12 protein-coding genes are annotated in these 12,813 nt (G+C 43.9%); 7 read left to right on the top strand and 5 right to left on the bottom strand.

Features of this window, described 5'->3' with window-relative positions; genetic code table 11:
- Positions 1 to 67 precede the first annotated feature (67 nt).
- The gene (locus AB4167_RS09425) at positions 68 to 826 is read left to right on the top strand and encodes a DUF1853 family protein (protein ID WP_017061951.1); all 759 of its coding nucleotides are present in this window, start codon (positions 68 to 70) and stop codon (positions 824 to 826) included.
- 122 nt (positions 827 to 948) lie between these two features.
- Here AB4167_RS09425 and pgm read toward each other — a convergent pair whose 3' ends face one another.
- Together pgm and seqA are read right to left on the bottom strand one after the other, a co-directional pair.
- Positions 949 to 2,595 carry a phosphoglucomutase (alpha-D-glucose-1,6-bisphosphate-dependent) gene (gene pgm, locus AB4167_RS09420; protein WP_372136441.1) on the bottom strand — a complete coding sequence of 549 codons (1,647 nt, stop codon included), beginning with the start codon at positions 2,593 to 2,595 and terminating at the stop codon, positions 949 to 951.
- A gap of 92 nt (positions 2,596 to 2,687) precedes the next feature.
- The gene (seqA, locus tag AB4167_RS09415) at positions 2,688 to 3,227 is read right to left on the bottom strand and encodes a replication initiation negative regulator SeqA (protein WP_017061953.1); all 540 of its coding nucleotides are present in this window, start codon (positions 3,225 to 3,227) and stop codon (positions 2,688 to 2,690) included.
- Positions 3,228 to 3,320: 93 nt separating this feature from the next.
- Here seqA and AB4167_RS09410 point away from each other — a divergent pair, with 93 nt between their 5' ends.
- The 3 genes from AB4167_RS09410 (at position 3,321) to fldA (ending at position 5,001) form a co-directional block, all read left to right on the top strand.
- Positions 3,321 to 4,082, top strand: a complete 762-nt coding sequence (locus AB4167_RS09410) for an alpha/beta fold hydrolase (RefSeq protein ID WP_017061954.1) — start codon at positions 3,321 to 3,323, stop codon at positions 4,080 to 4,082.
- A gap of 108 nt (positions 4,083 to 4,190) precedes the next feature.
- The gene (locus tag AB4167_RS09405; RefSeq protein WP_004737900.1) at positions 4,191 to 4,409 is read left to right on the top strand and encodes a DUF2788 domain-containing protein; all 219 of its coding nucleotides are present in this window, start codon (positions 4,191 to 4,193) and stop codon (positions 4,407 to 4,409) included.
- Positions 4,410 to 4,467: 58 nt separating this feature from the next.
- On the top strand, positions 4,468 to 5,001 hold the full coding sequence (gene fldA, locus AB4167_RS09400; protein WP_010436745.1) for a flavodoxin FldA: 534 nt from the start codon (positions 4,468 to 4,470) through the stop codon (positions 4,999 to 5,001).
- Between the two features lie 96 nt (positions 5,002 to 5,097).
- Here fldA and AB4167_RS09395 read toward each other — a convergent pair whose 3' ends face one another.
- Positions 5,098 to 5,604 (bottom strand): DUF4442 domain-containing protein, encoded by a 507-nt coding sequence (locus AB4167_RS09395; RefSeq protein ID WP_017061955.1) that lies wholly within the window; start codon positions 5,602 to 5,604, stop codon positions 5,098 to 5,100.
- 207 nt (positions 5,605 to 5,811) lie between these two features.
- Between AB4167_RS09395 and fcrX the strand changes: the two genes are divergently transcribed.
- On the top strand, positions 5,812 to 6,258 hold the full coding sequence (fcrX, locus tag AB4167_RS09390) for a ferric iron uptake transcriptional regulator FcrX (RefSeq protein WP_017061956.1): 447 nt from the start codon (positions 5,812 to 5,814) through the stop codon (positions 6,256 to 6,258).
- A gap of 162 nt (positions 6,259 to 6,420) precedes the next feature.
- Here fcrX and glnS read toward each other — a convergent pair whose 3' ends face one another.
- Together glnS and nagE are read right to left on the bottom strand one after the other, a co-directional pair.
- Positions 6,421 to 8,088, bottom strand: a complete 1,668-nt coding sequence (glnS, locus tag AB4167_RS09385) for a glutamine--tRNA ligase (RefSeq protein ID WP_372136440.1) — start codon at positions 8,086 to 8,088, stop codon at positions 6,421 to 6,423.
- 299 nt (positions 8,089 to 8,387) lie between these two features.
- Positions 8,388 to 9,938, bottom strand: a complete 1,551-nt coding sequence (gene nagE, locus AB4167_RS09380) for an N-acetylglucosamine-specific PTS transporter subunit IIBC (protein WP_032545860.1) — start codon at positions 9,936 to 9,938, stop codon at positions 8,388 to 8,390.
- A 475-nt stretch (positions 9,939 to 10,413) separates the two neighbouring features.
- On the opposite strand from nagE, the gene nagA reads away from it, so the two are divergent.
- Together nagA and AB4167_RS09370 are read left to right on the top strand one after the other, a co-directional pair.
- Positions 10,414 to 11,550 (top strand): N-acetylglucosamine-6-phosphate deacetylase, encoded by a 1,137-nt coding sequence (gene nagA / locus AB4167_RS09375; protein ID WP_017062193.1) that lies wholly within the window; start codon positions 10,414 to 10,416, stop codon positions 11,548 to 11,550.
- A gap of 2 nt (positions 11,551 to 11,552) precedes the next feature.
- Positions 11,553 to 12,767, top strand: a complete 1,215-nt coding sequence (locus AB4167_RS09370) for an ROK family protein (RefSeq protein WP_017062194.1) — start codon at positions 11,553 to 11,555, stop codon at positions 12,765 to 12,767.
- Positions 12,768 to 12,813 lie beyond the last annotated feature (46 nt).

The raw sequence follows: 12,813 nt of genomic DNA, 5'->3' as shown, positions 1-12,813 counted from the left end.
AATAACGTCGTTATATCAATTTACGGGTAGAATGTCGAAAGCCCCACGATGAGTTTATGAGGAAGAGATGACAGCACTGCAACGTTTTTACCAATGGGTCATCGACTCACCGCCATTACTAGAAATCAAGCCACCGGTTTCGGATCTCAGTGCATTCTCTAGCAACCATGCCATCGACTCATCACATACTTATGAGGGTAATCCTAGATTAGGTTTCCTCTACCAATATCTATGCGAGCAAGTGATCGCTGCCTCACCGAATTACTCGATAAAGCACGACGAGATTCAGATCAATGTGGAAGGCAGAACTCTCGGTGCAATCGACTTTATTCTTAAAGAAGAGAGCAGCCAAAAGCTGGAACATTGGGAAGTGGCGATTAAGTTTTATCTGCTCCACGAACAAACATGGTTTGGACCCAACTCTCACGACCAATTGGATAAGAAACTCGACAGGATGCTCAGCCACCAACTCGAAATGTCCTCTTCTGCCGCCTTTGTTGAGCAATATCCAGAAATCGATGTCGACTCAAAACACTTACTGATGCAAGGTCGTCTGTATACCAACCCTTTCTTAGAGCAAAACATACCGACAAAATGCTTGGGCTATGACATTAACCCAAGCCAAGTAAACGGCTTTTGGTGCTATCAAGATCAGGCTCATTTAATCAGTGAACCACTGTATCCACTCACCAAAGAGCAATGGGCAGCAGGGACGGATGATTTCAGCAGTCAGCCTATCACCGAGTTCGGTGATCGCTTCGTCCATGGGCAAACAAAGTCGGGGCAATTCTGGTTTGTGATGCCACAAAGTTGGCCACACGGTTAGTCGTCTGAGCTAACTCAGTTACCTTTTCCCGCTTATACGTAACTAACACAAACAAAAAGGGCTGATGCTTTCACATCAACCCTTCTTCTATTTACGTAGCAACTCTAGTAATCGAGATTCGATTATAGGCCAGCCACTGCAAATACTTGGTTCACAATCTCTTGAGCTTCTGCTTCGATTGCTTTCAGGTGCTCTTCACCCTTAAAGCTTTCACAGTAGATCTTGTAGATGTCTTCAGTGCCTGATGGACGAGCAGCAAACCAGCCGTTCTCAGTTGTCACTTTCAAGCCACCAATCGCAGCACCGTTACCTGGAGCGTGTGTTAAGCGTGCAGTAATTGCATCACCAGCCAACGTCTCAGCAGAAACCATCTCTGGAGATAGTTTCTTCAGCACGTCTTTCTGTGCACCATTTGCTACCGCTTGAATACGGTTGTACTTAGATTCACCGTGTTTAGCGGCAAGTTCTTCGTAGTATTCTTGTGGGTTCTTACCTGTCACTGCTGTGATCTCAGCCGCAAGCAAGCAAAGAATCAGGCCGTCTTTATCTGTTGACCAAGGCGTACCGTCTTTACGCAGGAAAGAAGCACCTGCGCTCTCTTCGCCACCAAAACCAAACTGGCCGTTGTATAAGCCATCAACGAACCATTTGAAACCAACTGGCACTTCACAAAGTTCGCGACCTAAGTCAGAAACTACGCGATCGATTAATGCACTTGATACTAGTGTCTTACCAACAGCAACGTCTTTACCCCAACCTTCACGGTTACGGTATAGGTAATCAATACAAACCGCTAAGAAGTGGTTTGGATTCATCAAACCTTTAGGTGTCACGATACCGTGGCGATCGTAATCTGGGTCGTTACCAAATGCTAGAGCGTACTCGTCTTTAAGCGCCAGTAAGCCTGCCATTGCGTATGGAGAAGAACAGTCCATACGAACTACGCCATCTTTATCTAGAGACATGAATTGGAATGAAGGGTCAACCGCTTCACTTACCAGAGTAAGATCTAGATTGTACGCTTTACCAATTTGACGCCAGTAATCAATACCGCTGCCACCCAGTGGATCAACACCAATCTTGATGTTTGCTTTCTGGATCGCTTCCATATCCACGACGTTAACCAAATCAGCGACGTATGGCGCGACTAGGTCAACTTCTTTTACTAGCTCAGACTGTTTAGCCTGTGCGATAGGCGTACGCTTAACACCTTGCATTTGCTCAGCAATGATCACGTTCGCACGGTCTTCAATCGCTTGAGTCAGTTCAGCTTCAGCTGGGCCACCGTGTGTCGGGTTGTATTTAATACCGCCGTCTTGAGGTGGGTTATGTGAAGGCGTGATAACAATGCCGTCGGCTTTTTTGTCATTCACTAGGTTGTGCGTAAGAATCGCGTGCGAGATACCAGGTGTTGGAGTAAAGCCGTTGTTTTCTTGAATAATAACTTCAACACCGTTCGCTACAAGCACTTCGATAACCGTAGAGAACGCAGGCTCAGATAGAGCGTGAGTATCTTTACCTAAGAAAAGAGGGCCAGTTGTACCTTGCTCGGCACGAACTTCAGCAACCGCTTGTGCAATTGCTAGAATGTGGTTTTCGTTAAATGTTGATTTGTCTGCTGTACCGCGGTGACCTGAAGTACCGAAAAGTACTTTATGATCTGGGTTCGTAGCATCCGGTTGCTGTAAGAAATAGTTAGCAACTAAAGCCGGGATATTATGAAGATCTTCCTGCTGAGCTTTCTGCCCAGCACGAGGGTGCATAGCCATTTTTCGACATCCTTATATATAAAATTTTAAAACAAAAAAACCTCATAATATCTTCTTATCCATGGATATTATGAGGTTTAAATCAGATTTCGTTAAATTGAACCTGTTACTTTTTCTATCAATTCTGCTTGGAAATTCATGCGGCTCATAAGCTGCTCAACCATCTGTCTTTTTCGGCTTGTATTGTTATTAGTAATAACCCAAAAAGGACTTTGTGGAATAGCTTTAGGCTTAGTCGTGTTGCCGTTTGCTAGCAACGTCGCTTCGTTATCTGCAAAGTAAACGCGCTTACGGCCTTTTACTTGAGTTGCTTCTGAAAAGCTTAAAGGGTCGATTTTATGCAGTGTTGATAACACAAGCATGAAACGATCAATGGCTTTCTTTAGTGATGCAAACTCATCTGATATTAGTAGTGAGCGCATTTCTTTAACGCCATCGAACTTCTCTGGAGTAAAGCCTACCTCTTTGCTAACAACGATACCTTTTGGCTCAACGATCTCTTCGATCGGAGCCATGCCTTGGCTATCAACCTGTAACAAGCGGCGCAGAATATCTGAAGCGCTTTCGCCAATACGTTCTGTCTGACCCGCAATAAAACGGTATAGGTCCTCATCAACCTCAATTGTTTTCATTCGCTTTTCACAATCTCAATGTTTAAACTCTGGGGGATTATAGCGAGATCCGCGCGGATACTCTACGTCAAACCCACCATGAATAAGATAAAAATGTCAGTACAGCTCAACTATAAAATTGAAGGTGAGGGTCACACCATTGTTTTGATCCATGGATTATTCGGTAATCTGGACAACCTTGGCTTGCTCGCTAGGGATCTAAAAGCCGATCATCAGGTACTTAGTATCGATCTCCGCAACCACGGTCAATCCTTCCATAGTGACACTCATAACTATCAAGCGATGGCACAAGACGTGGCTCAACTGCTGCATGATCTTAAGTCAGAAGACGTCACTGTGATTGGTCACTCGATGGGTGGCAAAGTAGCGATGGCACTGACACAACATCTTGCGCTGCATAAATTGATTGTCTTGGATATGGCTCCGGTCGCGTACACTCAGAGTCGCCACGACAACGTATTCGCAGGCCTGCAAGCCGTGATAGAAGAAGAGCCGACTTCACGCTCAGATGCACTCAAGGTTCTCGCAAAACATATCGAGATCGATGGCGTTCGCCAGTTTTTAACCAAATCTTTGTTCAAAACAGAGCAAGGCATCATGGAATGGCGCTTCAATGTTGCTTCGTTATTGAGCAACTACCCACATATTATTGGTTGGGAACCGATCGAGAAAACCTCGGTCAAAACCTTGCTTATTAAAGGTGGGGATTCAGATTACCTCACCGCAGAACATCAAGCAGCCGTTCAGCAGCAATTTTCTAACGCAAAAGCGCATGTCATTGCCAACACAGGTCACTGGCTGCATGCTGAAAAACCAGCAGAAGTACTTAGAGCAATTAGAAAATTCATCGCTTAACTGCGCTTTTTCGTGCTGATAAATGAGAGCTGTGTAATTACTGCAGATTAACTTTATCTCACAACAGTGATATAGTGCGCCCAAGCAAAATTGGTATATAAGGTTCCCATGCTTTACGACTACATGAACATCATCGAATCTGTTGGTTTAGATCTCCTGTTTGCCGCGATTTTCTTTTTAATCGGTATGGCAATTAAGGACGTTCTCAAGCAGGGAAATGTTCCTCCATTTGGTCGTCGCATCGTATGGTTAGTACTTTTCCTTGGCTGTGCGGGTTTTATCGCCAAAGGGATAATCCAACTAAGCTGGGAAGGAACTGGGATCTAACGATTCTCTTCCGAACTTTATTACACCGACAACAGACAAAATGAAAGGTAATGATTCTATGGCAAGTGTAGGTCTCTTCTTTGGTAGCGATACAGGTAACACTGAAGCTGTTGCTAAGATGATTCAAAAGCAATTGAGCAAACAGCTCGTTCACGTTCAAGACATTGCAAAAAGCAGCAAAGAAGATATCGATAACTTCGATCTACTGCTGCTTGGTATCCCTACGTGGTACTACGGCGAAGCACAATGTGATTGGGATGACTTTTTCCCAGAGCTAGAAGCTATTGATTTCTCAACTAAGCTTGTTGCTATCTTTGGTTGTGGCGACCAAGAAGATTACGCAGAATACTTCTGTGATGCTATGGGTACTATCCGTGACATCGTTGAAGCGAAAGGCGGTACTATCCTAGGTCACACATCAACTGAAGGCTACGAATTCGAAGCATCGAAAGGTTTAGTTGAAGGCGATGACAGCCAATTCGTTGGTCTATGTATCGATGAAGACCGTCAACCTGAGCTAACTGATGAGCGCGTATCTAACTGGGTTAAACAAATCCACGAAGAGATGTGCCTAGCAGAGCTAGAAGACTAATTCTCTAGTGGTTGTTAATTGTTACAGTTAATAACCATTATGTAGATATGAAAAAACCTCCTTATAGGAGGTTTTTTGCTATTTAAAATCTATTAATTAGCACTCAGCCTCTAATGCTTCATCATCATCTCTAAATTGCGGCTTCTTTCTTACATAGAGGGTGCGTTGAATTTCTGAAACCACATTACCCTGCTTATCTTTCACGTGAATAATAAATTCGGGGAAGCACTTTTCACCGAGTTGCGTCTGACGATAGATATCGTCAAGCTGCCCTTGCCTTATCTCAAAATCTGCATACAAGTCCGATTGCCCCGGCTTGATGAAGTTAATGCTCGCTTCTTTATCCCAAACATAATATCGTTCACCTAAAATTCCCATTAACATCAATGAGTAAACGGGATCGGTAAGAGAAAAGATACTGCCGCCATATTGAGTACGATTGGCGTTCTTATTCCACCAGCGTAGCTTAAGTACTGTCTTAACAACCCTAAAGTCAGTGCTAATGTGGGCTATTCGAATACCCGCTCCCCAAAAGGGGGGCCAAATATTAAGAGCAAATTTTACAATGTTGGGTTTATATATTTTTGCGAGTTGCTTATTCATAACAACATTCCATGTTCATATCAGAAACACCGTCACCTTGACTGGTCGCACCTCCACTATAAGTGAGATACTTCCAATTTACAAAACAGATTGTGATGTCAGTAAGTAACCCTTTGAAGTTCGTGGTTTATTGTTATGCCTGACTAAACTATAATGGTATTAATATTGAATTCTGTTAATTGCTGCAGATCATCAACAGGAAAGTATATGTCAGACAATAATCAAGCGCTAAAAGATGCAGGTCTTAAAGTGACCCTTCCACGGCTCAAAATTTTAGAAGTATTACAACAGCCAGACTGCCAACATATTAGTGCTGAAGATTTATATAAGAAGCTGATCGACCTAGGTGAAGAAATCGGTCTTGCAACCGTTTATCGAGTACTTAACCAATTCGATGACGCTGGCATTGTAACTCGTCACCACTTCGAAGGCGGCAAGTCTGTATTTGAACTTTCTACACAGCACCACCACGACCACCTTGTATGTTTAGATTGTGGCGAAGTGATCGAATTCTCTGATGACATCATCGAAGAAAGACAGAAAGAGATTGCTCAGCGTTACAACGTGCAACTAACAAACCACAGTTTGTACTTGTACGGCAAAAGCATTAACGGAGATTGCAAAGGCAATCCAGACGCGCATAAAGCGAAGTAGTAATACAGAACGCTGGCTTAGGCCGGCGTTTTTTATATGGTCACTACATAAGACGATTAATCGCAACTTATTCTATAATTGACGACTTTATTCAGATACAAAAAACCGGCTCTAAGCCGGTTTTTTATTAGGGTGCTTATCGAAAGCGAATCACTTTAGCGATTAAGCTTCAGTTTTACCCCATGTGTCACGTAGACCAACCGTGCGGTTGAAGACTAGTGCATCTGCTTTAGAGTCTTTCGAATCCACACAGAAGTAACCTGTACGTTCAAACTGGTACGCTTGCTCTGCCACACCTTCTGCTAAGCTAGGTTCAACAAAACCATTTAGCGTAACAAGTGATTCAGGGTTTAGCGTTGCAGCGAAGTCATCAGCAGCGGCTGGGTTTGGCACTGTGAATAGACGATCGTACAAACGAATCTCAGCAGGCAGTGCTTTATCAGCAGATACCCAGTGGATAACGCCTTTCACTTTGCGGCCATCTGCAGGGTTCTTACCCAATGTTTCATTGTCGTAAGAACAGAAGATAGTCGTAATGTTGCCTTCTGCATCTTTTTCGATACGTTCAGCTTTGATCACGTAAGCACCACGCAGGCGAACTTCTTTACCTAGAACCAAACGCTTGTACTTTTTGTTTGCTTCTTCACGGAAGTCGTCACGTTCGATCCAAACTTCGCGTGTAAATGGTACTTCACGAGTGCCCATTTCTGGCTTGTTTGGGTGATTTGCAACCGTTAACGTTTCTACTGTATCTGCTTCGTAGTTTTCGATAACGATCTTAACTGGATCCAGAACAGCCATTGCACGAGGTGCATTTTCGTTCAGATCATCACGGATGCAAGATTCAAGTGAACCGAACTCAATCATGTTCTCTTGCTTAGTTACACCAATACGCTTACAGAATTCACGAATCGAGCTTGAAGTAAAACCACGACGACGTAGGCCAGAAATAGTAGGCATGCGTGGGTCATCCCAACCTTGAACTAGGTTTTCAACCACAAGTTGGTTCAGCTTACGCTTAGACATCACTGTATATTCAAGATTCAGGCGGCTAAACTCGTACTGACGAGGTTGGCAGTCAATCGTGATGTTATCTAGAACCCAATCGTACAAACGACGGTTATCTTGGAATTCAAGCGTACAGATAGAGTGCGTAATACCTTCCAACGCATCAGAGATACAGTGAGTAAAGTCGTACATTGGGTAAATGCACCACTTGTCAGCCGTTTGATGGTGGTGAGCAAAACGAACACGGTAGATAACAGGATCGCGCATAACAATGAACGAAGAGCTCATGTCGATCTTAGCACGTAGACACGCTTTACCTTCTTCGAAGCCACCGTCACGCATTTTTTCAAACAACGCTAGGTTCTCTTCTGGGCTGCGGTCACGGTATGGGCTCGCTTTACCTGGCTCTTTTAGCGTGCCACGGTACTCACGGATTTGATCAGGACTTAGCTCGTCAACATACGCTAAGCCTTTATTAATTAATTCCACAGCATAAGCGTAAAGCGTATCGAAGTAGTTTGATGAGTAGCAAATATCACCAGACCATTCGAAGCCTAACCAGCTTACATCATTCTTAATTGACTCAACGTATTCAACGTCTTCTTTTTCAGGGTTTGTATCATCGAAACGAAGATTACATTGTCCCTGGTAGTCCTGAGCAATACCAAAGTTCAAGCAAATAGATTTAGCGTGACCAATGTGCAGGTAGCCATTTGGCTCCGGCGGGAAACGAGTATGCACGCTACTGTGTGTACCATCCGCTAAATCTTTATCAATAATTTGGCGAATGAAATTCGATGGACGAGCCTCAGCTTCACTCATCTATAGCACCTCTATGTATTTAGTATTGTCAGAGAAAGTTATCTTTCGTCCCCAAGAAAACGGTCGCTTATGGCGCCAGTCAAAGATAGAAAGATCATTGTTGCTAATCATCCACAATTCTTAGCCTTTGCACAATAAGAACCGTCCGTTAATTGCGATTATTTCTGCTATTCGATGAAGAATAGAACGAACCGTGTTCGCTGGTCTTAAACTGCAGGCACAAAAAAGCCTCCCGTGTGGGAGGCTTTCAATTTGACACTTACTTAAGAGTAACTTTACGTCTTAATTAAGTACTTCCCTTACTGTGGAAGTTTTACATCAGATAGGTCTTCGCCTGCACCAATAGCTTTCATTTCGCCAGCTACGATTTCAGCTAGTGGGCCTAGGATAACCTGTAGGTTGTTTTCACCTAGTTTAACCACACCTTTAGCACCAAGTTTCTTAAGAACAACTTCATCTGCAACAGAGCGGTCTTTAAGAGTTAGACGTAGACGAGTGATACAAGCGTCGATTGAAGTTAGGTTGTCGTGACCACCTAGAGCTTTCAGGTATTGACGTGCAAGGTCGCCCTTTGGTGCTTCGCCAGCAGGAGCTGCAACAGCTTCGTCATCATCTTCACGACCTGGCGATTTCAAGTTGAAAGCGCGGATTGCGAAAGAGAAAGTGAAGAAGTATAGAGCACCGAAGCCAAGACCGATTAGTAGTAGTACGAATGGTTTAGTTGCTAGACCCCAGTTCAATACGAAGTCGATAAGACCAGCAGAGAAACCGAAACCGTGCAGAGTACCAAACATGTTAGCAACTACTAGAGACAAACCTGTAAATACAGCGTGCATTGCGTATAGAGCAGGAGCTAGGAATACGAACATGAATTCTAGCGGCTCTGTGATACCTGTTAGGAATGAACAGAATGCAACTGAGAATAGTGCGCCACCAACTTGGCTACGTTTTTCAGCAGGAGCAGCTAGGTACATTGCAAGTGCAGCACCTGGTAGACCGAACATCATTACTGGGAAGAAACCGTTCATGAATACGCCAGCGCCTTTATCGCCGCCGAAGAAACGGTGTAGGTCGCCAGATTTAACTGTTTCAGTTACTTCTTTAACAGTTGCAACAATTTCTGGGTTAACTGAGTTAGCAAATTCAAATGTGTACTCTTGACCAACAACTAAAGTTTTAGCTAGTGCAGGGTCAACACAAAGTTGAGAGAAGCCTTCTGCAGCAACTACGATCTCTTGACAAGAGCCCATACCGAACCAGAAGTACGAGTTCAGTACATGGTGTAGACCTACTGGGATAAGTGCACGGTTAAGAGTACCGTAAACAAATTGACCGATAGCGCCAGACGTTGAAACTGCGTGAGCAAGTGCATCTAGACCAGATTGAACAGCAGGCCATACAACACCAAAGATTGCGCCAGCAACTAGAGCAAATAGACCAGCCATAATAGGAACTAGACGTTTGCCAGAGAAGAATGCTAGCCACTCTGGAAGACGAGTCGCGTGGAATGCATTGTAAGAGTGACCTGCGATGATACCTGCAAAGATACCGCCGAAGAATGACATATTTACACTAGCATCGATGTTTGTTGCGGTTGCTGTCAGAACAAAGTAAGCAACTGCACCAGCAAGACCTGCTGCGCCGTTACCGTCTTTAGAAAGACCAATAGCTATACCCAAACCAAACAATAATGGTAGTTGACTGAAGATTGCGTTACCAGCAGATGCCATGAATGCGATATCGAGTAAGTCTGGTTGACCCAGACGTAGCAGCAATGCCGCAATCGGAAGCGTTGCGATTGGTAGCATTAACGCCTTACCAAGCTTCTGCGCATATCCTAGAATATTCACCAGTTGTTTCCCCCTATAGGATTTTTTAGAATTCGTTTGAGAAACTTATTTTAGTCGCTCAATTTAGTCCTATTCAGTGTATTCAATTAATTTTGCTCCGCAAATTAAAACCTTACCATTTGTGATCCTAATCACCAGTTTTTACCAAATCCAGAGGTTTTTGCTAGCGAGATCATAAAACTTATTTTATCATTAAAAAAAACGAACATTTATGGATAAAATCCAAATCTAATCATTAGGCAAAAAGATGGTAACTCCGGGCTTATAGAGCACCGTGAATAATCATTATTGATGGACCTAAATGTATAATAAAAATCAATTGTTCGTATGTTTTTCAACAACTTAAATCGCTTCTCATTTTGAAGCCGTTTGCCCATAAAAGATAAATCGTTACGTAAATGATGCTCGCAAACTAAGTCCGCATTTAGGTAACGAACGAATTTAAAAGATCTCACGAAATAAGGATTAGCTGACTATGTACGCGCTAAGTAACTGTAAAATTTACACTGGTAGTGATGTTCTAACCGATCATGCTGTTGTAATCGAAAACGAACTGATCAAAAAAGTCTGTCCTATCTCTGAATTGCCAGAAGGAATCGAGCTTCGCGACCTAGACGGAGCAAACCTAAGCCCAGGTTTCATTGACCTACAACTGAATGGTTGTGGCGGTGTAATGCTTAACGATGAGATCACTGCAGAAACCATGCAGATCATGCACAAAGCAAACCTGAAATCTGGCTGTACTAGCTTCCTACCAACGCTTATCACCTCTTCAGACGAAGATATGCGTGCGGTTATTACGGCAGCTCGTGAATACCATAACCAGTACCAAAACCAATCTTTAGGTCTGCACCTTGAAGGCCCTTACCTAAACGTTGCGAAAAAAGGCATCCATAGCGTCGATCACATTCGTAAATCTGACAACGAAATGATTGAGCTTATCTGTGAGAACCGTGACCTTGTTGCAAAAGTAACATTGGCTCCAGAGCTTAACGACCCTGAACACATCGAACGCCTGCACAAAGCTGGCGTTGTCGTTTCTATCGGCCACACCAACGCAACTTACGCAGAAGCGCGTCAAGGTTTCGAATCTGGTATCACGTTCGCCACTCACCTGTTCAATGCAATGACGCCGATGGTTGGTCGTGAGCCTGGCGTTGTTGGCGCGATTTACGATACTCCTGAGGTTTACGCTGGCATTATTGCCGACGGCTTCCACGTTGATTACGCAAACATCAGAATTGCGCATAAAATCAAGGGAGAAAAGTTGGTATTAGTGACGGATGCCACAGCTCCTGCAGGTGCTGACATGGAATACTTTATTTTTGTCGGTAAGAAAGTATATTACCGTGATGGTAAGTGTGTTGATGAAAACGGCACACTGGGCGGCTCAGCTCTGACTATGATTGAAGCAGTTCAGAATACAGTTGAGCACGCTGGTATCGCTTTAGACGAAGCTCTTCGCATGGCTACGCTATACCCAGCTACGGCTATCGGTGTAGAAAGCAAGCTAGGTCGAATCAAAAAAGGCATGGTTGCAAACCTAGCTGTATTTGACCGAGACTTTAACGTTAAAGCGACTGTTGTTAACGGACAATACGAGCACAATTAAGTATGAATGGCGGACAAATAGGTAACGTAGACTTAGTTAAACAACTAAACAGTGCGGCGGTATACCGACTTATAGACCAACAGGGGCCTATCAGTCGTATACAAGTGGCTGATGTAAGCCAACTCGCACCGGCAAGTGTTACAAAAATTACCCGCCAACTTTTAGAGCGCGGCCTAATTAAAGAGGTTGCGCAGCAAGCGTCTACTGGCGGTAGACGCGCTATCTCCCTAACCACAGAAGTAGAGCCTTTTCATTCTGTTGCTGTGCGTTTGGGTCGAGACTACATTCAAATAAGCCTGCATGACCTTGGTGGTCGTGAATTGGCTTTCCAACAGCAAGACCTGAATTATTCAGACCAATCAGACCTTACCCAAGGCTTGGTCAATAACCTCAAAGCTTTCATTGCTGAGCATCAACCAAAGATCGATCAACTGATTGCTATTGGTGTCACGCTTCCAGGCTTGGTTAACCCAACGACCGGTGTTGTTGAGTACATGCCGAATACCGACATCGATAACCTCGCATTAAGCGACATTATTCGCGATACATTCCATGTTGCTTGTTTTGTTGGTAACGATGTTCGTGGAATGGCGCTTGCTGAGCACTACTTCGGTGCAAGTAAAGATAGCCAAGATTCTATTTTGGTCAGTGTTCACCGTGGTACAGGTGCAGGCATTATCGTTAATGGTCAGGTTTTCCTAGGTCATAACCGTAATGTGGGTGAAATTGGTCATATCCAAATTGATCCGCTAGGCGAGCAATGCCAATGTGGTAACTTCGGCTGTCTTGAAACAGTAGCGGCAAACCCAGCTATCGTTGAACGCGTGCAGAAGCTGATTAAACAAGGCTATGAGTCTTCTTTAACAGAGCTTGAGCATATTACGATTCAAGACGTTTGTGACCACGCGATTAATGGTGATGAGCTAGCCAAGCAAAGCTTAGTTCGAGTAGGAAACCAGTTAGGTAAGGCTATCGCGATGACGATTAACTTATTTAACCCTCAAAAAGTTATCATTGCTGGTGATATTACCAAGGCACAAGAGATTGTTTTTCCTGCAATTAAGCGCAATGTAGAGAATCAGTCGTTAACGACTTTCCATAGCGGCCTGCCTATTGTAGCATCACAGATCGATAAACATCCTACGATGGGAGCTTTTGCTATGATTAAGCGCGCCATGCTTAACGGCGTGTTACTGCAGAAGCTTCTCGAAGACTAGAGAAAACAATTCTGATTTTCCGCGGGCCGTGTTTGTATAAACACGG

It is taken from the genome of Vibrio sp. 10N.286.49.E11 (assembly GCF_041469505.1).
GTDB classification, from domain to species: Bacteria; Pseudomonadota; Gammaproteobacteria; order Enterobacterales; family Vibrionaceae; genus Vibrio; species Vibrio crassostreae_C.
The sequence above is the reverse complement of the archived record's forward strand: the minus strand, read 5'-3'. Positions and strand labels throughout refer to the sequence as shown.